We start from the raw sequence: 22,240 nt of genomic DNA, 5'->3' as shown, positions 1-22,240 counted from the left end.
CGAGAGTTCGTACAGTAGGCATCGAACGCGGGACGGGCTCGTGACGTCGGCGACGGTGCCGTCCGAAACGGACGTCGGTGTTCCCGCGATGACCGCGACCCGGTCGGAGACCGACCGTCGATGACTCGTGAACTCTCGCTCAGCGAACGTCGGGACGCGATCGACGAGCGACTCGAGGGGACGCTCGAAACCGCGCGTGGCGACTACCTGCTGCCGGCGCGGACGGCCGTCGTCGACCGGGACGATCGGTGGTACGGACAGCTCGTCGCGCTCGTCGCGAACTCGGTCACGGACGCGCCGGACTCGCCGTCGATACTCCGGGCTGCGACCGCGATGGAGCTGTTCCGGGGCTACTCGCTCCTTCGGGAACGGTTGCTAGCCAGGCTCGACACGCCGGGAACCGAAGCAGTGGCGTGGGAGTCGAACGCGGCGTTACTGGCCGCCGACTACCTCCAGACGGCAGCGTATTCGATGCTCGGATCGCTCGAGGGAACGGCGGGAGGGGCGTGCATCGAGCGCCTCGCAACCGTGTCGGAGCGACTCGTCGAAACGCTCGCCGACGCGGATTTCGACTCGCAGCCGACGCCGGCGGCGTACCGGTCGTTCGTCGACGGAACGGCGGGTGCGCTCGGTCGCGGTGCGGCCGATATCGGCGCGACGCTTGCGGCTGTCGACGACCGGCAGCGAGGTCGCTTCGAAACGGTTGGACGCGGCGGCAGTGTCGAACGGCGCATCCGAGACGACGTTGCAACCGACACGGTGTCGTCCCGTCCCGGCCCCCGAGTCCGTGACGACCGGCAACTGCGTCGGTACGCACGGGCCCAACACGCGGACGCGACTCGAGCGCTTCGGACCCTCTCGTCGACCGCGGACGTCGACTCCCTTCGCGAATTTCTCGGTCGAAACGTCCCGACCGACCCGGAACTCCACTGACTGCCACCGCTTCCCGTCGCCCCGGAAATGACAGCGCAGGCGGTTGTATAATCGTCGTGTCAGTATCGGGCCGAACAGCGACACGAACCGATGAGAGAACTCGCGCCGGTACCGGCACGGTCTCGCTTTCGCCGGTCAACCCACCGGAACGATCTCGGGGTTTATCGCCGATAAACCCATCCGTAAACACATGGCACACCGATTCGTGCGCGCTCGGCCGAAACGCGAGCGACTCCCCGAGTTACGCGACCGGCTCGACGACGGCGATATCGAGCAGTTGGACCCGTTCGGCCGTGCGATGACGACGGCCCTCGAGAACGCACGCTTCGATCCGACGACCGGCGAGGCGGTGTGGATCGAGGAGGACTACTGTACGCCGCCGCTGGCGATGGAGCGGGGCGCGGTCCTCGAGGAGTACTTCGACGAGATCACCGTCGTCGCCGACGACGTCGACGAGGCGGCCGGCTGGCAACGCATCGACGAGCTGCCCGGACTGTGGGGGCAAGTACTTGACGAGGCGTAGTTCCCGCTGCACCCGTCGTCCGGAGAGATGGCCGGGAGCTGAGTCCGGATATCGATGCGGCGATAGCGGCCGTTCTCACTCCGACTCCGAGAGCAACGCCTCGACGTACTGGTCTTCCCACTCCCGACGCGCCTCGAGTTCGCGCCGCCCGCGCGCCGTGATCGTGTAGTAGTTCGTCCGCTGGTCGAGTTCGCCCTTCTCGACGAGACCCTTCTCGACGACGTCGTCGAGATTCGGATAGAGTCGCCCGTGGTGGATCTCCTTCTCGTAGTAGGTCTCGAGTTCGTCCTTGATCGCGAGTCCGTGCGGCTCGTCCTGTCCGGCGATCACGTACAGCAGGTCACGCTGAAAGCCCGTGAGATCGTACATGTCCGAGCTTTGGTCGGGTCGCGTATAAGAACCGCGGAACGAGATCCGGTGTGTCCAATTGGTACAGATCCACAACCGACGAGTCGGGGCTCGCTCGCGACCGGTCGACCGAGCGGACGGCGATCGGTACGATACCGCTTTTCTTGGGATGACGAACCACACCGCTTAATCGGGAGAACTACCAACAGTATGTATGGTTCGCCGAAGCGTTCTGTTCGCCCCGGGAGACGAACCCGAGATCATGCGGAAAGCGGCCACGAGCGAGGCGGATGTCGTCGTCTTCGACCTCGAGGACGCGGTCGCACCGGCCGACAAGGCGGCCGCACGCGAGGCCGTTCGCGACGTCCTCGCCGACGGCGCGGCCGAGCCCGAACGCTGCGTTCGCGTGAATCCGGTCGGTACGTCGGCCGCGACCGATCTCGAGGCGATCCTCGAGGGACCGCGTCCGGACAGCGTGATGCTCCCGAAAACGGAGTCAGCAGCCGACGTCCGAACGGTCGAGCGCCTCTTCGACGAATACGATGCCGATCTCCCGGTCCTGTCGCTGATCGAGTCCGCCGCGGGCGTCCTCCGGGCCGACGAGATCGCCACGGCCGCCGCGACCGACGCACTCTTGTTCGGTGCCGAGGACCTCGCGGCGGACATCGGCGCGACGCGGACGAGCGAGGGAACGGAGGTGTTGTACGCTCGAGAGCGGACAGTTCTCGCGGCCAGCGCCGCCGGCGTCGACGCTATCGATACCGTCTATACGGACTTTACGGATACGGACGGACTTCGCGACGAAACGGCCTTTGCCGCGCGGCTCGGGTACGACGGGAAGATCGCGATCCATCCCGCGCAGGTCCCGGTCATCAACGACGCCTTCACGCCGAGCGACGACGACGTCGAGTGGGCGGAACGCGTTCTCGACGTCCGGGACCGGACGGACGCGGGCGTGTTCGAAGTCGACGGCGAGATGATCGATGCGCCGCTTATCGCACAGGCCGAACGCATCCTCGAGCGTGCCGAGCAGGTGGAGTGAGCCCTCGACCGATAGGAATAGGTGTTTCCCACCGGCCATTGGACGTGATGAAGGCCGCCGTCCGGACGAACTTCGACGAGAGCGTCTCCGCGTACGACGCCTACGAGCAACGCACCGGTCGGTTCACCGCACTCGCGAAGCTGTTGGCCGCCGAGCTGTCGGCTCAAGCGGACGGCCCCGTCGACGCCGTCCTCGACGCCGGTGCCGGCACGGGCGTGAGTACGCGCGTCTTCGCCGAGCGGGCGCGGCGAACGGTCGCGCTGGATATCAGCCGCGAGATGCTGCGCGAACTCGAGGGCGCGCCGCGGGTCGAAGCCGATTTCGATCACCTGCCCTTCGCCGCGGGCTCGTTCGACGCCGTCGCGTTTACCGCGTCGCTCTTTCTGGTCCCGGATCCCGCGGTCGCGACGCGGGAAGCCGCCCGCGTCCTGCGGCCGGGTGGAGTCGTCGGTGCCGTCGCGCCGCTTGGCTGGGTCGACGCCGACGGACGGGACGTCTTCGCGGCCCTCGAGCGGGAGTCGCGATCGCCGACGGGTGCCGACGCGGTCGTGGCTGCGCTCGCCGAGGAGTTCACGGTCACGACGGGGACGTGGCGGTTCGCGACGACGGCAGCGGACGTGCGGCGCTTCCACGCGATTCCGGCCATGGCGGCGCGGCTCTACCCGAAACTCGCCGCCGAGGAGCGCGTCGCGCGGGCCCGCGAGTTGCTCGCGGACCTCGAGGGCACCGTCGAACAGCGGTGGCGCTGGATCGTCGGCGTCGCCGACTGATGTCTTCCCGGCGTTCACGCCGAGGGGGATGTCAGTCGGCGTGTTCGCGTTTCAGCGAGAGCGCGGTCCGGTCGAACTCACAGACCAGCGGCTCCTCCGGATCGTTCACTTTGAACGCTTCGACGTGCATGGTGACGATGCCGCGCTCGCCGTCGCTGGTCTCGTGCTTGTCGGTGACCGTCGACTGGACCCGGATCGTATCGCCGTGATAGACCGGGTTCGGATGCTCGACGTTGTCGTAGGAGAGGTTGGCGACGATCGTGCCGTCGGTGGTGTCGGGGATCGTGAGCCCGACGGCCAGACTCATCGTGTAGAGCCCGTTGACCAGCCGCCCGTCGAACTGCGTTTCCGCAGCGAACTCGGCGTCGAGATGCAGCGGCTGCTGGTTCATCGTCATATCGCAGAACTGCTGGTTGTCGCGTTCGCTGATCGTCCGTCGCTTCTCGTGTTCGATGGTCTCGCCGACCTCGAACTCCTCGTAGTAGCGTCCTGTCATTGGTGGTTGTGAAACGTTCGAAGGGTAATCAGAGGACGGTGCCGTGTTTCTTATCGGGCAGGTCCTTCTCGACGGTCTCGTAGAAGGCAAAGCGGGCCTCGAGTTCCTCCCGCAAGTCGCTCGGCGGGACGATCTCGTCGATGACGACCTCGCTGGCCATCCGGTGGACGTCGATGTCCTCGCGGTACTCCTCGCGGAGTTCCCGCTCCATCCGTTCGCGTTCGTCCTCGTCGTCGATCTCGGCGAGCTTGCGGGCGTAGACGGCGTTGATCGCCGCCTCGGGGCCCATGATCGCGATCTCGCCGGAGGGAAGCCCGATGACGCTCTCGGGATCGTAGGCGGGACCGGACATCGCGTAGATACCCGCGCCGTAGGCCTTGCGGACGACCACCGACTGTTTCGGCACCGTCGCCGAGGAGGTGGCGTAGATCATCTTCTTGCCCTGTTCCAAGATCCCGTCTTTCTCGACCTGTGAGCCGGCCATGAAGCCGGGCGTGTCACAGAGGTAGAGCAAGGGGATATCGTAGGCGTCACAGGTCCAGATGAACTCGGCGGCCTTCTCGGCGGCATCGGGGAAGATCGCGCCAGCCCGGTGTGCGGGCTGGTTGGCGACGATCCCGATGGGCCGGCCGTCGATCCGGGCGAAGGCGGTGATGATCTCCGGCCCGTACTCCGAACGTAACTCGAGCGTCGACCCCGCGTCGACGATCCGGTCGATGACGTCGAACATGTCGTAGCCCTTGTTGGGTTCCTGGGGGACGACGGCGTCGATCCCCTCGGGCGAGGCGGCGGGTGCCTGCCCGTCCGTTCGGGGCGGGGTCTCGTCGCTGTTGTTCGGGAGATAGCCGATGAGTTTCGCGACCAGTTTCCGGGCGTGTTCCTCGTCGTCGGCGATGAGGTCCGCGCTCCCGGAGTGGGCGGCGTGGACGTCCGGCCCGCCCAGTTCCTGGAGATCGATCTGCTCGCCGGTGACCATCTCGACCATGCGCGGGCTGGCGATGGCCATCGCGCTCACGTCCCGGACCATGACCGTAAAGTCCGCGAAGACGGGGGTGTAGGCCGCGCCGGCGATACAGGGGCCATAGAGGACGCAGATCTGGGGTACCCGGCCCGAGAGCATCGAGTGGTTGTAGTAGTACTTTCCGATGCCCTCGCGGTTGGCGAAGAAGCCGGTCTGCTGGTCGATCCGGCCGCCCGAGGAGTCCATCAGGTACAACACCGGCTTCCCGGTCTTCAGGGCCCGTTGTTGCATCCGGAGGAACTTCTCGACGCCTTTCGCGGCCATGCTTCCGCGTTTGACCGTGTAGTCGTTGGCCATGAAGTGGACGTCGCGGCCCTCGAACTCGGCGGCGCCGGTGATCAGGCCGTCGGCCGGCAGCCGGTCGTCGTCGTCCGCGTCGGTGTTTGCACCGTCCGGATGCCAGTCGTCGAACGCGGCGAACTTCCCGTCCTCGAAGAGGAAGTCGTCGCCGAACCAGAGATCGATCCGGTCGCGGACGAACAGCTTCCCCTGGTCGGGCAGCTGATCCTTGTACTTCTCGGGGCCGCCCGCGAGGATCTCGTCGATCTCCGCCAGCAGCGCCTCCTCACGGGCCGTCGGTCCGAGTTCCGGTTCGGGCTCGGGGTCGGCCGGTTCGTCGGTCCCACCGTCGTAGGACGCACTGCCGAGTTCCTCGCCGTCGTCGTCGACGACGGTGACGTCCTCCCGGTACTTCGACGCCATCGCTTCGGCGATGGCCCGCGCCTGCGCGTCGGTCGTGTCGCTTGTGATTTTGACTCGCATCGGTATCACTCCAGTGTCACGAGGGTGTCGCCCATGTCGACGGAGTCGCCCGCCGAGATCGGTACCGACCGGACCGTCCCGCCGGTGCTGGCGACCACGTCGTTCTCCATCTTCATCGCCTCGAGGACACAGAGAACGTCGCCGGCCGCGACCTCGTCGCCTTCCTCGACGGCGACCGAGAGGATGGTCCCCTGCATTTCGGCGGTGACGGCCCCGGCAGCGGCGAGTTCGGCGTCGTCCCCGCCCGCGGCCCCACCGCCGGGAGTGGCTCCCGTCTCGGTGCGGTCGGCCGTCGCCTGCGACGCGCCGTCCTCGATGACGACGTCGAACCGTCGGCCGTCGACCTCGACGGTGACCTCGGTCGTCGTCGCCGTGGACCCGTTCCCGTCGGTTGCCGTCGCGGAGCCCCAGCGATCGACGGCCGCCGCGAGCGCGTCGTCATCGAGTTCCCGGTCGAGATACGTCGTCGTGTGATCGCCGGCGACGAAGTTCTCGTCGTCGAGCAGCAGCCGGTGGAACGGGATCGTCGTGTGGACGCCGTCGACGGCGAAGTGTTCGAGCGCGCGTTTCGAGCGCTCGAGACAGTGGTCGCGGTCGTCGCCGCTGACGATCAGCTTCCCGATCATCGAGTCGTAGTCGCCGCCGATCTCGTCGCCCTGCGCGACCGCGTGGTCGAGGCGGACGCCGATGCTCGCCGGTGGCCTGTAGGTCGTCAGCTTTCCGGGGGTCGGCGCGAAGTCGGCGGCCGGGTTCTCGGCGTTGATGCGGTACTCGACCGCGTGGCCGTCGATCTCGACATCGGCCTGGTCGAACGCGAGTTCCTCGCCGGCGGCGACCCGGAGCTGCCACCGGACGATGTCGATTCCGGTTACTTCCTCGGTGACGGTGTGTTCGACCTGGATCCGCGTGTTCACCTCCATGAAGTAGAACTCGCCGTCTTCAACGAGGAACTCGACCGTCCCGGCGTTCGTGTAGCCGGCCTCGCGGACGCCCTGCCGGGCGGCCTCGCCGATTTCGTCGCGCAGGTCGTCGTCGAGCGCCGGACTGGGGGCCTCCTCGATGACCTTCTGGTGGCGGCGCTGCAGCGAGCAGTCGCGCTCGCCGAGGTGCCGGACGTTGCCGTGCCGATCGGCGAGTACCTGGACCTCGATGTGTTTGGGCGACTCGAGGTACTTCTCGACGTAGACCGAGTCGTTGTCGAAGTAGGCCTCGCCCTCGCGTCGGGCGCTCTCGAGGGCGTCATCGACTTCGGCCTCGCTGCGGACGATCTTCATGCCGCGGCCGCCACCGCCGCCTTCGGCCTTGATCGCGATGGGGTAGCCGTACTCCTCGCCCAGTGATCGCACTTCGTCGGCGTCGGCGACGGGCTCAGTCGTTCCGGGGACGACCGGGACGTCGGCCGCTTGCATGACGGTTCGAGCGTTCGTCTTTTCGCCGAGCGTCTCCATCGCGTCGCTCGGCGGGCCGACCCACGTGATCCCGTCGGTCGCTTCGACGCGACGGGCGAAGTCGGCGTTCTCCGCGAGGAAGCCGTAGCCGGGGTGGATCGCGTCCGCGCCGGCCCGGTCGGCGACGTCGACGATCGTCTCCTGGTCGAGGTACGACTCGCTGGCCGGTGCCGGGCCGACGTTGTAGGCCTCGTCGGCGTACTCGACGTGGCCGGCGTCGCGGTCGGCGTCGCTGTAGACGGCGACCGTCCCGATACCGAGTTCTTCGCACGCTGCCATCACGCGGACCGCGATTTCGCCGCGATTGGCGACGAGGACTTTGTCGAACATGGTCAGTAGGATTTGGGGAAGCCGAGTTCCTGGCCGATGTGGTTGTAGGCCATCTGCTGGGAGACCGGTGCGAGTCTCGTGAGGTTGATCTCGCGCCACCAGCGCTCGACGTCGTACTCTTTCGCGTAGCCCCAGCCCCCGAACGCCTGCATCGACTGCTTGACGGCTTCGATGCCGGCCTCGACGGCCGTCGCCTTCGCGACGTTCGTCTCGTAGCCACACTCCTCGCCCTGGTCGTAGAGCCAGGCGGCCTTCTCGCGCATGAGCGCGGCCGTTTCCATCCGCGCGTAGGCCTTGGTGATGGGGAACGAGACGGCCTGGTGGCTACCGACCGGGGCACCGAACACCTCGCGGTCGGTGGCGTACTCGATGGCGGTGTCGGCGGCCAGTTTCCCGATCCCCGTCCCGGCCGCGGCGAAGCCGAGGCGCTCGGGGTTCAACATATCGAGCAGCGCCCACCAGCCCTCGTCTTCCGCCCCGAGCAGGTTCTCCTCGGGGACGCGAACGTCCTCGATGAACACCTCACAGGACTTCGAGTAGTTGATGCCGTGTTTGGGGATCGGTGAGACGTCGATCCCGGGGTCGTCCATATCGACGATGAACAGGCTGATGCCGTCGGTGCCACGGTCGACGTCCGCCCGCGGGGTCGTCCGGGTGACGAGGATCATGTTGTCCGCCCGGTCGGCGAAGGTGATCCACGCCTTGTTGCCGTTGAGGACGTACTCGTCGCCGTCTTTCTCCGCGCGCGTGGCGACGTTCAGCGTGTTCGTTCCCGCTTCGGGCTCGGTGATGCCGATCGAGAAGTTTCGCTCGCCGGCGGCGATATCGGGTAAGTACCGCTCCTTCTGGGCCTCGGTCCCGTTCTCGCGGATGCCAACAGCGGCCATCCCCGCGGTAAGGACCAGATACCAGGTCCCGGCCATGCCACAGCCCTCGGCACAGAGCGTCTCCATCGCCAGGCCCATCTCCTGCATGCCCATGCCGGCACCGCCGTACTCCTCCGGAACCAACAGGCCGTGGAACCCGGCCTCCGCGAGTTCGTCCCAGAACTCCTGTGCGAACTCGCCGTCCGCTTCTTTTTCTCGCCAGTACTCCGGTCCGTATTCGGCCGCGACCGCCTCCGCGGTCGACCGGATCATCGCACGTTCGTCGGTAGATTCGAAATTCATGTTGTGGGATAGATCGCTCGTGATCGGGGCGTCTCGAGGGCGGGTCGCTTACGGCGACGCCTCGGACTCTTCTTCCGCGTCGTCTTGCAGTTCGGTTCGGCGGATCTTCCCCGTGACCGTCTTCGGCAGTTCCTCGCGGAACTCGATCTCGCGGGGGTACTCGTGGGCCGAGAGTTCGTCGCGCACGTGGGTCCTGATGTCCTCTTTGAGGTCTTCGGACGGCGTCGTCCCCTCGCTTGGCACGACGTAGGCCTTCACGATGTTGCCCCGCTCCGTGTGGGGCTTGGGGACGACGGCCGCCTCGGCGACGGCCGCGTGTTCGCCCAGCGAACTCTCGACCTCGAACGGGCCGATCCGGTAGCCCGAGGAGAGGATGACGTCGTCGGCCCGTCCCTCGAACCAGAAGTACCCGTCCTCGTCCTTGTGTGCGAGGTCGCCCGAGAGGTACCACTCTCCCTCGGGGCCGTCGACGAAACACGACGCGGTCTTCTCCGGTTTGTTCCAGTACTCGGCGAAGAAGCAAGGGTAGTCGCCGCGCTGGGCGATCTCGCCCGTCTCCCCGGGCTCGAGGACGGCCCCGGTCTCGGGGTCGACGATGTCGGCCTCGATGCCCGGCAGGGGCTTGCCCATCGAGCCGGGCCGCAGCTCCATCGTGGGGTAGTTGTTGATGATCATGTTGCCCGTCTCCGTCTGGCCGTACGTGTCGAGGATGGTGACGCCGAGTTCGTCCTCGCCCCACTCGACGACGCCGGCGCTGAGCGGCTCGCCGATCGAGAGCGCGTGCCGTAAGTCGAGGTCGACGTCCGCCAGTAACTCCTCTTTTTCGCGGAGCATCCGGTAGGCCGTCGGCACCGAGAACAGGACGGTAATCGGGTACTCGTCGAGCAGTTCGGCCCACTCCGCCGGATCGAACTCGCCCTCGTAGGTGAACAGCGACGCGCCCCAGTACCAGGCCCCGAGCGTGTTGATTACGCCGGTCAGCCAACCCAGGTCACCGGTACTCCAGTAGAGGTCGCCGGGCTGGAGGTCGACGGCGTATTTCTGGGTCGCCGCCACGCCGGCCACCCAGCGCTGCTTGTGTCGGACGCCCTTGGCCAGCCCGGTCGTCCCCGACGTGTAGTACAGCAAGGCGTCGTCCTCGCCGCCGGTATCGGCGGCCTCGTAGTCCGTACTCGCGCCGTCGAGTGCCGTGTTGAACACGACGTCGTCGGCGGGCGCGCCGCCGCCGCGGTCGACGGTGATGACGTGGTCGACCGACGGCGCGTCCGCGAGGGCGTCCGCGACCGTCTCGCGGTTGTCGGTCGTCGTCACGAGGACCTTCGCGTCGCAATCGTCGAGCCGGTACGAGATCCCGTCCGGCCCGAAGCGTTCGTTGACGCTCCCCCAGACGGCCCCCCGTTTCAGCGTGCCGACCATCGCCACGTAGTGTTCCGGAATCCGTGGCATGTACGAGAACACGCGATCGCCCCGCTCGACGCCGAGTTCCTCGAGGACGTTCGCGAACTGGCTCGAGCGGTCGGCCAGTTCCCAGAAGGTCGTCTTCGTGAGTTCGCCGTCGGTGTCGACCTGATAGAGCGCGACCTTCTCGCGGTCGGCGGCGTGTCGGTCGACGGTCTCGTGGGCGATGTTCAGGTCCGTCGGTGCGTCCCAGTCGGCTTCCGCGTAGATCTCGTCCCACGAGAACTGATCCCGTTCGGCCTCGTAGTCCGAGAGGTTGTGGCTGGACACCATACACCGCCCCGGATCCCGTTTCCCGATATAATAGTATCGGTAAATTATGCGATGCTAATAGACACATCGTAGAGGGAACTGTTACGCCGAGGTGAGTTTCATCGAGTCAGTCATGCGTAAACGGTCCTGTTTTCAGCACATCCGTTTAGATATGTGTTTTTATCGACTGAAAACGTCCTCCTCGTCCTACGCGCCGTCGCGGTTCTCGTCGTCGGCCGCCCCGTCGTGACGCGTGTCCCACAACCGTCGAGCGTCGTCGCGAACGGACGCCGGGAACGACCGGTCGAACGCGACTCGCGGCGCGATATACGCGTCGTCCCACCGCGGATCCCACGCCGCGTTCACGTACAGCCGGGAGCCGGTCTCCCCGTCCCGGCGATACCGAGGCCGGTCCGCCATCGGTGCCGACGGTTCGCTGAAGATCCAGTCTCGAGACGGATGTGCTTTGACCCAGATATCGCCGAGAACGCGGCCGAGGTCCCGCGGCGAGACGTCGTCGTCGACGACGATGACCGTATCGAACAGCGACGAGAACGCAAAGAGAATGTTGGCGAGTTGCCACTCGAATCCGGCGTAGAGAACGTTCGTCGCAACGACACAGATCCCGAGTTCGGCCGCCGCCGGCACCAGCACCCACTCGACGGGCGAGATCCCCCAGTAGTCGTCGATGCGGTCGTACAGCGTCGCCGCCGTCACCAGTCCCGTCAGCTGCAGGTCGTCCGACAGCGGCCGCTCGAGCGGTGAAAAGGGAAGTACCGGGTCCTCGGTCGCGAGTATCCGTTCGACCGACAGCGCCATCGACGTACTCTCGGTGCCGTACTCCCACGCTTCGCGTCGGTCCGACCGGGAGTCGGGATGGCGATCGTCGACCGCCGCCTCGATCACGACCTCGGTCGCGCTCGGGACGAGCCCGCCGTTCGTCGGGACGAGCGACACGCGTTCGGCGACGCCACAGTCCTGGATCGGGACCTCGAGGCGGTCCCTGACGGCGAGCAGGTAGGCCGCCGTCACGGCCGCCGGTGGGACGCCGAGGGCGACCGACACCGTCCCGCCGTCGAGCAGCGACGACAGCGCCGCGGGCGTCCGTACCCGGAGCGTGTCGTCGCCGATAACGGCACCGTGAACCGGGGCCCAGTGGGTCCCCGCCGCCGTCGATACCGACGCGACGCCGAGCGTCAGGGCGGGCCAGACATCGTCGGCATCGCGCGGCAGGGCCAGTTGCCGTATCCCATCGATGGTGCGTGCGGCCGCCCGCCTGTCGTAGGTCGGCTCCGGCCGATCGCCGGCCGGCCCCAGCCGCGTGATCGTCTCGAGGACGGCGACGAACGACGCCTCGGGGTCCAGTCCCAGACCCAGCGCCAGCCGCGACCACGGGGCCGACTCGCGTCGCTGCAGTTGGTCGGGGCCGCTGAACGCACCGCTGGTGAGATCGGCGCCGTCGGTCCGTTCGTACCGGATCGCCGGGCCGTTCGCACGGAGGGCCTCCGCCGCGATGACGGGCGGCGGCACCTCGAACGGGCCCTCGAGCGTCAGCAACTCGTCGTTGCTCGCCAGCCCCTGGACGTACTGTGCGAACGGGATCATCGCCGCTTCCCCTCCGCCTCGAGCAGGTCGAACCGCGCCGCCGACATGCCCGCGGTGACGAGTCGCTCCTGGGCCCGTTTCCGACGGTCGTCGTCGGCCGTCTCGTTCGCCCGTTCCCCGTCACTGGTCGCGTCGATGTACGCCTTCGCGGTCTTGGCTTTCGAGGTCCCCACGTCGGCGCTGCCTTTCTCCTCGGGCGTCTGGTAGATGTTGAGCGGGACCTTGGGCATCCGTTCGACGCCGAACTGGTGAAAGTCCGCGTCCGGGTCGGCGTCCAGCGCGATCGCCGTCAGCACGGCCCGCGGGTCGAACGGGTCGACGTCGGCGTCGACGAACACGAAGAAATCGATGTGGAGCATCCCCCAGGTCGTGAACACGAAGTTGGCCAGTTGATGGAGATAGCCCGGATAGGGACGGTCCGTCGAGATAACCCAGACGGTCCGGGAGGTAAAGCGCCACGGCACGGCCGACTCGACGTCGAAGCCGGCGGCCTGCAGTCCGAGGGTCGCATCCGGGCCGGCCGCGGCGAGTTGGAGCGTGCTGCCGGAGTTTCGCCCGTATCCCACGCCGGTCCCTTCGACGCAAAACGGGACCCGCGGCTCCGTCCGGCGGGTTATCGCGTCGATCGCGAACGCGGGCATCGATCGCCGCGGTCCGTTCATATATCCGAAGTAATCGCCGAACGGCCCCTCGTCGAGTCGTTCGTTCGGGAGGACACGGCCCTCGAGGACGACCTCCGCCGTCGCCGGGACGTACAGGTCGTTCGTCTCACACGGAACGAGGTCGACGGGTCGGTCTTTCATGCCGCCCGCGAAGGTGGCTTCGCTCCGCCCCGCCGGGATCCACATCTCCGTCGTCGACTGGACGACCGGCTCGGCACCGATGACGACCGCCACCGGCATCGGTTCCTCTCGCGGCTCGTAGTCGTAATAATACCGGTTGGGTACCTGTTCTCCCGCCAGAAACAGCAGGCTGGCGAACGGCCCGTCGTGGATCATCAGCCGATGGCTCGACCAGCGGCCCCACCGCGTCTCCGGGTCCGGTGCGACGACGGTGTGGAGGTTCGAGTACCGCCCGCCATCGCCCCGATGGATGTACGGCCACGGGAGCGACAGGAGATCGACGTCGTCGCCGGTCCGAACGACGTCCTTGCAGGGCGCCGCGTCGCGCTCGAGGACTCGCGGCTCTCGAGGTGATCGGAGTCGGTCGATGAGCCGCTCGTAGTACGCCCCACCGGACAGGCCGGTCGGCAGCCCGATCGCCCGGGCGAGGTGATCCCACGGTCGGTTTCGGGGCCCCCGGTACGGATCGCCGACGAGCGACGCGTCAACCGCTGTCTCCGTGACCGACTCGAACACCGGGACGTCGCCGTCGGACCGGTTTGCGATCGTCGTGATCGCGCTCGCCTCGAGGTCCCACGAGACCGGCTCGTCGAACGAGACGAGGGCGTCCGCCTCGTCGAGGCACTGGAGGAATCCCCGGAACGAATCCACCGTCATGGCTCGTTTTCCGAGCGGGCGCGGCGGAGCGGATCGTCCTCGAACTCGGTCCGGACGGTCTCGTAGGCGTCGAGTAACGCGGGGCGGTTCGCCGCGAGATACTGAAACGCCATCTCGCGAAGCGCCTCGGCGGTCGAGTCGTACTGGCCGGATTCGACGAGATACCGGAGGATGACGTTGAGATCGTCGGACCGGGTGTTGACGATGTTCGAGGTCGATTCCTGGTCCGCCGCGAGCCGGCGCAGGAGGTCCTCGTTGATCCCCGCCGCGTCGATCTCGTCGATGAGTTCGACGTACCGTTCCTCGCTGACGCTCTCGTGTGGCCCGGCGACGACGGTCAGCGGCCGTGGATCCGTGAGTTCGTCGGGATCGTTCGCGATCCGGACCCGCGCCTCGAAGATCCGCTTCGTCTCCGCGTCGGTTATCTGGAGTTTCGTTTCCGTCCGCTCCTCGTCGGGCAGATGTTCCGCTGCCGTGATGTACTGGTTTGACATGGCCTCCCGTCGCGTATCGTTTCCACGACCCACGTTCGTGGGGTCACGTGCCAGTGGTCCTTATGCTCTTTCTCGTCCGGAGGCGCGTTCGGCGGGCGGAAACGAGGTTCGCAACGGGAGCCGGCGGCCGCGCGAGGACGCGGTCGGAGCCCCGCGGGACCGGACGCACTCGTCCCGATCGGGACGCTAGTAGCCCAGCTGCTCGCGGACGAGGACGACGGTCGTCCGATCGTCCTCGAGTTCTTGTCGGAAGATGAGCTGTTTGGCGATGGCGGACTCGACGCCGTAGGCCTCCTGTGCCCGTTCGTTCTCGAGGGGATAGGCGACCGACTCGAGGCGGTCGAGCGCGTCGTCGAGCGTCGGCACGATCTTGTTCGCGCCGCTGACGATCACGACGTTGCTCGCGGCGAAGGGGTACGCGCCGATCCGGCTGCCCGAGCGGTCGGCCGCGACGAGTTCGCCGGTCTGGGCGATCGCGTTGATGCCGCCGAGGAAGTAGTCGGCGGTCTGGGACTCGCGGCGGGCGGCCTGCCGTTCCGCGTCGTCGTCGATGCTCCAGATGTCGTCGGCCAGGCTCTCCCACTCGTGGTCGCCCTCGGAGAGGTAGTCGGCGAACCCGATCTCCTCGAGCGTCGTGGAGTGGCCGTTCATGACCGACGCGCCGGCGGGGATCCGCGACTGGACCGCTTCGAGGGCCTCCGCGGCCGAGTCGGTGACGACGACCTCGAAGCCGTTCGCCTCGAGGTTGTCGACGGTCGCCTCGATGGCCTCGTCGGTCGGCAGTTCGTCGAGCGTCGCGTCGATCTCGGTGTCGTCTACGTAGTCCGGTTTTCGTTGTGACATGTGTCGTTGCCGTACGTTCGTCTGGGGCCGAGATCACCGTAAGTGTTCGCGGATACCGGTGTTAGCTGATTACACCGGTGTTACTTCGTCGTTCGGTCGGCCCGCACTGCCGTCCGCGAGTGCCACACGCTGGGCCCAATCACGAATTACCGGGCCGAATACCGCCAATAAGCAAAACGACTAACACGTCACCCGTGGTCGGCGACGTATGCGGGACTTTCACGTTCACTCGAACTACTCGGACGGAGACTTCCTTCGATCGATGGTTCGGACGGCCGAGGCGGCCGGTCTCGACGGCATCGGGTTCGCCGACCACTGCAACGTGGCCTCGCGCGAGCGGCCCGAGTCGATGCGGGGGGTCTACGGCTTCAACCTCGATCTCACCTACGAGCGCCGCCGTCGGGGGATCGAGCGACTGCGCGAGGCGTTCGACCTCGAGATCTACGACGCCGTCGAGATGGACTACGATCCGCGCGACGAGGCGGCCATCGACGCCTTCCTCTCGGAGGCGGGGTTCGAATACGCGATCGGCAGCGTCCACGCCGTCGACGGCAACAACGTCCAGGTCGCGTCACACTTCGCGGCGATGTCCGACGCCGAACGCGACGCGGTCGTCGACGAGTACTTCGACCGGCTGGTCGCGCTCGTCGAGTCGGAACTGTTCGATATCGCGGCTCACGTCGACCTGCTCGAGCGGACGCCGCCGCTCCGGGGGCGGGCGACCGAGGCCCACTACCGGCGCGTGGCGCGGGCACTTGCCGACTCGCGAACGGTGCCGGAGGTAAACGCCGGGCGGGCGCTTTCCGACGCCGGGGTCGTCCATCCCGCCGAGCGGTTCCTCACCGTTCTCCGCGACCACGACGTGGCCGTCACCGTCGGCACCGACTCCCACCACCCCGACGAACTCCCCGATCGAGCCGCCTTCCTCGAGGACTTCCTCGACGAATGGGGTCTCGAGGCAGTCGACCCGGACGGGCTCGGGACCGACGCGTGAATCGACGGGAGCCGTCACGTCTGCTTCAACGCCGAGAAACGATACACTCGTTCCCGATCGAATGTGACGAACAGCAACGGGTTCCTGGCTATCGTAATGATCGTTCATACATATTCTTCAATGTACGTCCATTCTTCACGAAAGATCCTTGGTAATCTATAGCAAAGTCTTTAGGTCGCGTGGAGCAAACTCGAGGATACGGTCGATCATCGGCCACTGATCCACTATGAGCGACGATGAACTCATCTGGCGAATCGCGGGCGGTTCCGGCGACGGGATCGACTCGACGAGCCAGAATTTCGCCAAGGCGCTGATGCGCTCGGGGCTCGACGTATTTACCCACCGCCACTATCCGTCGCGGATCCGCGGCGGCCACACCTACGTCGAGATCCGAGCCGCGGACCATGAGGTACAGTCACGCGGCGACGGCTATAACTTCCTGCTCTCGCTGGGTGACTCCTTCGCCCGCAACCCCCAGGAGGAAGCCTACTACGGCAACGAGGAGATCAAGCCCCTCTCGGAGAACTTAGACGAGCTTCGCGAGGGCGGGATCATCGTCTACGACGAGGGCCTCATCAGCGAGGAGGACGTCGAGGCGATCGATCTCCACGAGCGCGCCGAGGAAAACGATTGGCACGTCTTCCCGATGGACCTGCGCGGACTCGCACGCGAACACGGTCGCGAGGTCATGCGCAACACCGCCGGCGTCGGCGTCACCGCCGCCCTGCTGGACATGGACCTCGATCACATCGAGGACCTGATGTCCGACGCGATGGGCGGCGACGTCCTCGAGGCCAACCTCGAGATCCTCCACGAGGCCTACGAGACGACGCGGGAGGAGTACGAGTTCGAACACGACCTGCGGGCCCCCGAGGGCTCTCACGACGCCGAACAGGCGCTGCTGTCGGGTTCGAACGCGATCGCCTACGGCGCGATCGACGCGGGCTGTCGGTTCATCGCCGGCTACCCGATGACGCCGTGGACGGACGTGTTCACCATCCTCGCGCAGAACTTCCCCGACATGGGCGGAGTCTCCGAGCAGGTCGAGGACGAGATCGCCGCGGCCGCGCTGGCCGTCGGCGCGAGCCACGCCGGCGTCAAGGCCATGTCCGGCTCCTCCGGCGGCGGCTTCGCGCTGATGAGCGAACCGCTCGGGCTCGCCGAGATGACCGAGACGCCGGTCGTCCTCGTCGAGTCGATGCGGGCCGGCCCCTCGACCGGGATGCCGACCAAGCCCGAACAGGCCGACCTCGAACACGTCCTCTACACGAGCCAGGGCGACTCCCAGCGGGTCGTCTTCGCGCCCGGCACCATCGAGGAAGCCTACGAGCAGACGCGACTGGCCTTCGACATCGCCTGGGACTACCAGATCCCGGCGATCGTCATCTACGACCAGAAGCTCTCCGGCGAGAACACCAACGTCGATGTCGACTTTTTCGACCGCGAGGTCTCGCCGGACCTGGGCTCGACGCTGACCGAGGACGAACTCCGGGAGGCCGCCCACGACAACTCCGGGAAGTTCAAGCGGTTCAACTACGAGGACGCCGAGAACGGCGTCGCGCCGCGCTCGATCCCCGGCCAGAAGGGCGGGCGCTTCCTCGCGACCGGCAACGAACACAGCCCGGTCGGCCACATCAGCGAGGACCCCGACAACCGCGTCGCCCAGATGGACCGCCGCCTCGAGAAACTCGAGTCCATCCGCCGCGAACTCGACGAGGAACGCGAGTCCACCCAGACCTACTTCGGCGACGAGACGGCCGACTACGGCGTCATCACGTGGGGCTCCTCACAGGGCGCCGTCGAGGAGGCCGTCGCGCGACTCAACGAGAACGGCCACTCCGTGAAGGGGCTCAGCGTCTCCGATATGGTGCCGTTCCCCGAGAAAGAGGTGACCGAGTTCCTCGAGAGCGTCGACGAGGCGATGGTCGTCGAGATGAACGCCACGGCGCAGTTCCGCGGCCTGCTCCAGAAGGAGCTTGGTCGGTTCGGCGAGAAGCTCACGAGCCTGCTGAAGTACAACGGTAACCCCTTCGAGCCCGCCGAAATCGTCGAGGGCTACGAGGTCAACCTCGCCGAGGAGGACCGCGAACCGACCGCACAGGTACGAATCGAACCCGCTGCAGGTGACTGACAATGAGCGCATTCAACGCAATCGGTGAGGAGCGAGAGATCGACCGGGACGAGTTTACCCCCGGCGTCGAACCGCAGCCGACGTGGTGTCCGGGCTGTGGCGACTTCGGCGTCCTGAAGTCCCTGAAACAGGCGCTGCCGGAGGTCGGCAAGACCCCCGAGGAAGTGCTGACCGTCACCGGGATCGGCTGTTCGGGCAAGCTGAACAGCTACCTCGACACGTACGGCTTCCACACCATCCACGGCCGCTCGCTGCCGGTCGCCCGCGCGGCCAAGCTGGCGAATCCGGAACTCGAGGTCATCGCCGCGGGCGGGGACGGCGACGGCTACGGGATCGGCGGCAACCACTTCATCCACACGGCCCGGGAGAACCACGACATGACCTACATCGTGTTCAACAACGAGATCTTCGGGCTGACGAAGGGGCAGACCTCGCCGACGAGCCCGAAGGGTCACAAGTCGAAAACCCAGCCCTCGGGCAGCGCGAAGACGCCGATCCGGCCGCTCTCGCAGTCGCTGACCGCCGGCGCGAGCTACATCGCCCGCACCGCCGCGGTCAACCCTAACCAGGCGAAAGAGATCATCAAGGAGGCCATCGAACACGACGGGTTCGCTCACGTCGACTTCCTGACCCAGTGTCCGACCTGGAACAAGGACGCCCGCCAGTACGTCCCCTACATCGACGTCCAGGAGTCCGACGACTACGAGTTCGACGTCACCGATCGCGCGGAAGCCGCCGAGATGATGCGCGAGACCGAGGACGTCCTCAACGAGGGGACCGTCCTCACGGGCCGGTACTACGTCGACGAGGACCGACCGTCCTACACCGAGGAGAAGGCGGCCGTCGGCGAACTGCCCGACCAGCCGCTGGCCGAGCGGTACTTCGACGACGACGCCGAGTGGGAACGCAGCTACGACCTCCTCGAGCGCCACACCTGAGGCCGGTCGCGAACGACCCCGAATCGGTCGGTCCCGTTTCACCGCTTCGGGGAGCCGTTGACGTGACTGGTTAGATCGAACTCAGTCGCGTCCGTCCGCGCCGACCCCTTTGGCGAACAGCTTCGAGACGTAGCTCAGAATCAGGAGGGCGAGGACGAGGCCGGCGAGCAGGCGCGGATCGAACCCGTACAGCGCCTCGCGGACGCCGTAGGCGACGACCAACAGTCCCATTAGCAGTGCCGTTCCGCCGGCCCACCGCGAGGCGTATGCGGGATCGACCGATTCGTCGTAGTTGGCGTGGAGGTCCGCCCGCCCGCGAACGGCGATGAGCCACGCCAGTCCGAGGATCGCGAGTCCACAGCCGATCCAGACGACGCCGCTGATGAGAGTCGGAGCGACCACGATGGTCGCCCTGGGTCCACCACGGGAATAAACCGCGCGATTTCGGGCCTCGAGCCAGCCGTCTCCACGGGTCTTCCGTTCGGATATACGTCGTTTTCGGATACAAAAGATATTTTTCCGCCGGAGCAAAACGTACGCTCATGAGTACGCAGGCGACGGAAGATCGTATCCTCGAGGTCCTCGAGGAGGACGCCCAGGCGTCCTATGCGGAGATCGCTGATCGGGCGAACGTCTCGAAGCCCACGGTACGAAAGTACATCAACCAGCTCGAGGAGGAGGGGGTGATCGTCGGCTATTCGGCCGACATCGATCCGAAGAAGCTCTCGAGCCAGACGATCGCGATGGTCGGGCTCGACGTGGCCAGCGAACGCTACGTCGAGGCGACGAAGGCGATCAAGGACCTCGAAGCGGTCGAGGCCCTGTACAGTTCCAGCGGCGACCACATGCTGATGGCCGAGGTGCGCGCCGAGGACGGCGACGCCCTGGGCGAGATCATCTCCGAGGACCTCCTCGAGATCGACGGCGTAACTGCGGCCCATCCCTCGTTCCTCCAGGAGCGTCTCAAGTAACGCGCGTCGCCGTTCGTCGCCGGTCGTTGGGACCGACGTTTTCCCCATGGCCGCCGTAGCCGTCACCGAGCGATGCCTACCTACGAACGCGAGACGACCGTTCGATCGCCCTTCGAGGACGTCTGGGCCTTCCACTCACAGATCTCCGGCCTCGAGGGGCTGACGCCCGACTGGATGAACCTGCGCGTCGAGCGCGTGATCGGGCCCGACGGGGAGCCGGATCCGAACGTCCTCGAGCCCGGCTCGGAGATCGCGCTCTCGATGTGTCCCTTCGGCGTCGGGCCGCGCCAGCACTGGACGTCGGTGATCACGGACCGCGAACGCGAGGACGGATCGGCATACTTCCGGGACGAAATGGTCCACGGCCCCTTCGACCGCTGGGAGCACACCCACTCGTTTCACGCCGACGGGCGGCGGACCCGGATCCGGGACCGGGTCACCTACGAACTCCCGATCGGCGGGCTCGGGGACGCGGTCGCCCCGCTCTCGAACCTCGGGTTCGAGGCCATGTTCCGGGCACGCCACCGGCTGGCGAAGGCCCAGCTCGAGTGACCGAGCCGCGGTGACGTGTCGGCAGCCCAATCGGGCGATTCGACACCCGAACCAGTCCCGTTTTGCCCGTTGCCGGCCTACCGGGATGTATGACTGACGACGGGGTCGACCGGCGACGATTCATCGGTGCGCTCGCGGCGGGGACGGGCGTGGGTATCGCCGGCTGTCTCGGCGAGAGCGAGTCCGATGACGGCCCTCCCGCACAGGTGTACGAACCGACGCTCGAGGGCATCGAGGAGGGACCGTTCGAGTACCCCGAGGGGATGTCCTGTGCGGTCTGTGGGATGACCGCCGCGGACTTTCCCGAATCGAGCCAACTCCGTCACGAGAACGGGCAGGCAGCCGTGTTCGAGTCGCCGGGGTGTCTGTTCACGTACGTGGTCTCGTCGACGCCGGACTCGCCGATCGACGGCGCGTGGACGGTCGATCGCGAAACCGGCGAACAGATCGACGCGACCGAGGCCCACTACGTCCTCATCACCGACGAGCGGGCGGTCGACGATCCGATGGGTATCGATCCCAAAGCGTTCGCCGACCGCGCGGACGCCCTGAGCTACCTCGAGGCGTGGGAGGCCGAGGACCTCTCTCCCGAGGACGACATCATCACCGGGCTCGAGCCGGTCGACCTCGAGATCGCGGCGATCTACCGCCCGTATAAGGTGCCAAACGAGTAGCCCGGGTTTGCACGCGACCGGTTTCCGGAAGCCGTTTGTGGGGTCGCGCGGGAGCGATGGACGTGCGCGCCGATCGCGATCTGTCGCCGGTGGCCGCCCTCGCGATTGCGGTAGTTGCGACGAGTACCAGCGCCATCCTCGTCCGCTGGAGCGTGGCACCGAGTTCGGTCGCGGCGCTCTATCGCGTCCTCTTCACGGCCGTCTTGGTCGCACCCGTCGCCGCGACCCGTCACCGCGGGGCCTTCGCACGACTTTCCGTCCGGGACCTCGCGGGTGCGGTCGTCGCCGGCGTCGCGCTGGCGGTTCACTTCGCCGCGTGGTTCGAAAGTCTCGCCCACACCAGCGTCGCCGCCAGCGTCACGCTCGTCCAGAGCCAGCCGGTCTTCGTCGCGCTGGGCGCGTGGCTGGTCCTCGGCGAGCGACTCACGCGCGCGACGGCCGCCGGGATCGCCGTCGCGCTCGCGGGGGCGACGGCGATGTCGCTCGGCGACGCCGGTGGCTCGGCCCTCACCGGGACGACGACGTACGGCAACGCCCTCGCGGTACTCGGCGCGGTGACCGTCGCAGGCTACATGCTCGCGGGCCGCTCGATCCGCCAGCGGGTCCCACTCTTTCCCTACGTGACCGTCGTCTACGGGGTCTGTGCGGTCGCGCTCTTCGTCCTCGTGGGCGTGCAGGGTCACGCCTACGTCGGCTACCCGCCCCGCGAATGGGCGCTCTTTCTCGCGCTGGCCGTCGGCCCCGGCCTCCTCGGGCACACGGTGAGCAACTGGGCGCTCGCCCACCTCGAGTCGGTCGTCGTCAGCGTCGCCTGGCTCGGCGAGCCGGTCGGCGCGACGCTGCTCGCGCTCGTCCTGCTCGGGGAAGTGCCGGGCCCGGTTACGGTCGGCGGCGGCCTCGTCGTGATCGCCGGCGTCGCGGTGACGACGCTCGAGCGGGACCGGCGCGTCGACACGACGGACTGACGGCCGGGGCGGAGTCGTCGAC

General features: G+C 67.0%; 22 protein-coding genes. 11 read left to right on the top strand and 11 right to left on the bottom strand.

All coding sequences use genetic code 11. The annotated features are described in order from the left end of the window. Nucleotides 1–120: 120 nt before the first annotated feature. Both ACSBP4_RS13435 and ACSBP4_RS13430 read left to right on the top strand, forming a co-directional pair. Entirely contained in the window at nucleotides 121–933 is an 813-nt protein-coding gene (locus ACSBP4_RS13435; RefSeq protein WP_049964736.1) for a polyprenyl synthetase, read from the top strand. Between the two features lie 190 nt (nucleotides 934–1,123). Continuing rightward, nucleotides 1,124–1,456 (top strand): hypothetical protein, encoded by a 333-nt coding sequence (locus ACSBP4_RS13430; RefSeq protein WP_006181118.1) that lies wholly within the window; start codon nucleotides 1,124–1,126, stop codon nucleotides 1,454–1,456. A 75-nt stretch (nucleotides 1,457–1,531) separates the two neighbouring features. On the opposite strand, the gene ACSBP4_RS13425 is transcribed toward ACSBP4_RS13430, so the two are convergent. Further along, nucleotides 1,532–1,825, bottom strand: a complete 294-nt coding sequence (locus ACSBP4_RS13425) for a PadR family transcriptional regulator (RefSeq protein ID WP_049964735.1) — start codon at nucleotides 1,823–1,825, stop codon at nucleotides 1,532–1,534. 193 nt (nucleotides 1,826–2,018) lie between these two features. Here ACSBP4_RS13425 and ACSBP4_RS13420 point away from each other — a divergent pair, with 193 nt between their 5' ends. Both ACSBP4_RS13420 and ACSBP4_RS13415 read left to right on the top strand, forming a co-directional pair. Then, on the top strand, nucleotides 2,019–2,846 hold the full coding sequence (locus ACSBP4_RS13420) for an HpcH/HpaI aldolase/citrate lyase family protein (RefSeq protein WP_435552507.1): 828 nt from the start codon (nucleotides 2,019–2,021) through the stop codon (nucleotides 2,844–2,846). 47 nt (nucleotides 2,847–2,893) lie between these two features. After that, a complete protein-coding gene (locus ACSBP4_RS13415) occupies nucleotides 2,894–3,616 on the top strand; it encodes a methyltransferase domain-containing protein (RefSeq protein WP_435552506.1) in 723 nt (240 codons plus the stop codon). Nucleotides 3,617–3,647: 31 nt separating this feature from the next. Here ACSBP4_RS13415 and ACSBP4_RS13410 read toward each other — a convergent pair whose 3' ends face one another. The 9 genes from ACSBP4_RS13410 to ACSBP4_RS13370 all read right to left on the bottom strand — a co-directional run bounded on the left by ACSBP4_RS13410 (nucleotide 3,648) and on the right by ACSBP4_RS13370 (nucleotide 14,993). Beyond that, nucleotides 3,648–4,112, bottom strand: coding sequence for a MaoC family dehydratase (locus tag ACSBP4_RS13410; protein ID WP_006649306.1), 465 nt, complete (start codon nucleotides 4,110–4,112; stop codon nucleotides 3,648–3,650). Nucleotides 4,113–4,140: 28 nt separating this feature from the next. Beyond that, the gene (locus ACSBP4_RS13405; RefSeq protein ID WP_435552505.1) at nucleotides 4,141–5,895 is read right to left on the bottom strand and encodes an acyl-CoA carboxylase subunit beta; all 1,755 of its coding nucleotides are present in this window, start codon (nucleotides 5,893–5,895) and stop codon (nucleotides 4,141–4,143) included. Between the two features lie 5 nt (nucleotides 5,896–5,900). Next, nucleotides 5,901–7,673, bottom strand: a complete 1,773-nt coding sequence (locus ACSBP4_RS13400; RefSeq protein ID WP_435552504.1) for an acetyl/propionyl/methylcrotonyl-CoA carboxylase subunit alpha — start codon at nucleotides 7,671–7,673, stop codon at nucleotides 5,901–5,903. Between the two features lie 2 nt (nucleotides 7,674–7,675). Then, the gene (locus tag ACSBP4_RS13395; protein ID WP_373631112.1) at nucleotides 7,676–8,842 is read right to left on the bottom strand and encodes an acyl-CoA dehydrogenase family protein; all 1,167 of its coding nucleotides are present in this window, start codon (nucleotides 8,840–8,842) and stop codon (nucleotides 7,676–7,678) included. A 48-nt stretch (nucleotides 8,843–8,890) separates the two neighbouring features. Then, nucleotides 8,891–10,573 (bottom strand): acyl-CoA synthetase, encoded by a 1,683-nt coding sequence (locus ACSBP4_RS13390; protein ID WP_435552503.1) that lies wholly within the window; start codon nucleotides 10,571–10,573, stop codon nucleotides 8,891–8,893. A 186-nt stretch (nucleotides 10,574–10,759) separates the two neighbouring features. Beyond that, nucleotides 10,760–12,157 carry a prenyl carboxy-lyase gene (locus tag ACSBP4_RS13385; protein ID WP_435552502.1) on the bottom strand — a complete coding sequence of 466 codons (1,398 nt, stop codon included), beginning with the start codon at nucleotides 12,155–12,157 and terminating at the stop codon, nucleotides 10,760–10,762. After that, the gene (locus ACSBP4_RS13380) at nucleotides 12,154–13,656 is read right to left on the bottom strand and encodes a UbiD family decarboxylase (protein ID WP_435552501.1); all 1,503 of its coding nucleotides are present in this window, start codon (nucleotides 13,654–13,656) and stop codon (nucleotides 12,154–12,156) included. Before ACSBP4_RS13380 ends, ACSBP4_RS13385 begins: the two co-directional genes overlap by 4 nt. Further along, nucleotides 13,653–14,150 carry a ubiD operon protein gene (locus ACSBP4_RS13375; protein WP_435552500.1) on the bottom strand — a complete coding sequence of 166 codons (498 nt, stop codon included), beginning with the start codon at nucleotides 14,148–14,150 and terminating at the stop codon, nucleotides 13,653–13,655. Before ACSBP4_RS13375 ends, ACSBP4_RS13380 begins: the two co-directional genes overlap by 4 nt. Nucleotides 14,151–14,336: 186 nt before the next feature. Beyond that, nucleotides 14,337–14,993 (bottom strand): lactate utilization protein, encoded by a 657-nt coding sequence (locus ACSBP4_RS13370; RefSeq protein WP_435552499.1) that lies wholly within the window; start codon nucleotides 14,991–14,993, stop codon nucleotides 14,337–14,339. A gap of 208 nt (nucleotides 14,994–15,201) precedes the next feature. Here ACSBP4_RS13370 and ACSBP4_RS13365 point away from each other — a divergent pair, with 208 nt between their 5' ends. The 3 genes from ACSBP4_RS13365 to ACSBP4_RS13355 all read left to right on the top strand — a co-directional run bounded on the left by ACSBP4_RS13365 (nucleotide 15,202) and on the right by ACSBP4_RS13355 (nucleotide 19,056). Then, a complete protein-coding gene (locus ACSBP4_RS13365; protein WP_006649298.1) occupies nucleotides 15,202–15,987 on the top strand; it encodes a PHP domain-containing protein in 786 nt (261 codons plus the stop codon). Nucleotides 15,988–16,213: 226 nt separating this feature from the next. Then, nucleotides 16,214–18,118: a 2-oxoacid:acceptor oxidoreductase subunit alpha gene (locus tag ACSBP4_RS13360; protein ID WP_435552498.1), complete on the top strand. Its 1,905-nt coding sequence runs from the start codon at nucleotides 16,214–16,216 to the stop codon at nucleotides 18,116–18,118. Between the two features lie 2 nt (nucleotides 18,119–18,120). Continuing rightward, nucleotides 18,121–19,056: a thiamine pyrophosphate-dependent enzyme gene (locus tag ACSBP4_RS13355; RefSeq protein ID WP_006181102.1), complete on the top strand. Its 936-nt coding sequence runs from the start codon at nucleotides 18,121–18,123 to the stop codon at nucleotides 19,054–19,056. Between the two features lie 81 nt (nucleotides 19,057–19,137). Here ACSBP4_RS13355 and ACSBP4_RS13350 read toward each other — a convergent pair whose 3' ends face one another. Beyond that, nucleotides 19,138–19,458: a hypothetical protein gene (locus ACSBP4_RS13350; protein ID WP_006181101.1), complete on the bottom strand. Its 321-nt coding sequence runs from the start codon at nucleotides 19,456–19,458 to the stop codon at nucleotides 19,138–19,140. Between the two features lie 140 nt (nucleotides 19,459–19,598). Here ACSBP4_RS13350 and lrpA1 point away from each other — a divergent pair, with 140 nt between their 5' ends. From lrpA1 to ACSBP4_RS13330, 4 genes are all read left to right on the top strand, one after another. Then, the gene (lrpA1, locus tag ACSBP4_RS13345) at nucleotides 19,599–20,027 is read left to right on the top strand and encodes an HTH-type transcriptional regulator LrpA1 (RefSeq protein WP_006181100.1); all 429 of its coding nucleotides are present in this window, start codon (nucleotides 19,599–19,601) and stop codon (nucleotides 20,025–20,027) included. Nucleotides 20,028–20,099: 72 nt separating this feature from the next. Then, nucleotides 20,100–20,579, top strand: coding sequence for an SRPBCC family protein (locus tag ACSBP4_RS13340; protein WP_049964724.1), 480 nt, complete (start codon nucleotides 20,100–20,102; stop codon nucleotides 20,577–20,579). Nucleotides 20,580–20,668: 89 nt separating this feature from the next. Next, nucleotides 20,669–21,253, top strand: a complete 585-nt coding sequence (locus tag ACSBP4_RS13335) for a nitrous oxide reductase accessory protein NosL (RefSeq protein WP_006649295.1) — start codon at nucleotides 20,669–20,671, stop codon at nucleotides 21,251–21,253. 56 nt (nucleotides 21,254–21,309) lie between these two features. Next, nucleotides 21,310–22,218, top strand: coding sequence for a DMT family transporter (locus tag ACSBP4_RS13330; RefSeq protein WP_435552497.1), 909 nt, complete (start codon nucleotides 21,310–21,312; stop codon nucleotides 22,216–22,218). Nucleotides 22,219–22,240: the final 22 nt, after the last annotated feature.

The organism is Natrinema sp. CGMCC1.2065 (assembly GCF_051225675.1).
In the GTDB taxonomy this organism is placed as follows: domain Archaea; phylum Halobacteriota; class Halobacteria; order Halobacteriales; family Natrialbaceae; genus Natrinema; species Natrinema thermotolerans.
This window is presented reverse-complemented; position numbering and strand designations above follow the sequence as displayed.